The following is a 227-nucleotide window of genomic DNA, read 5'->3' as shown; positions in this document are numbered from 1 at the left end:
ACGGAGGTTGCTCCGGGTGAGTGCACGGTGGTGACCGGTGAGGGCTACACGCCGAACTCGACGGTGACGGTGCAGCTGACGGACGCCGACGGGAACCCGGTGGGTGACCCGATCGTGGCCGAGACCGATGACACCGGTGCGTTTACCGTGGACCTGTGTGTTCCGGAGGATGCCGAGCCGGGTGACTACACGGTGATCGGTACGGACGACGAGACCGGTACGCCGGC

The 227-nt window shown here is 67.0% G+C and carries 1 pseudogene; it reads left to right on the top strand.

The window, feature by feature from the left end:
* Positions 1-227 (top strand): annotated as a pseudogene (locus tag IIE03_RS00040) (hypothetical protein); the annotation flags it as partial.

The organism is Myceligenerans pegani (assembly GCF_014892515.1).
In the GTDB taxonomy this organism is placed as follows: Bacteria; Actinomycetota; Actinomycetes; order Actinomycetales; family Cellulomonadaceae; genus Myceligenerans; species Myceligenerans pegani.
This window is presented reverse-complemented; position numbering and strand designations above follow the sequence as displayed.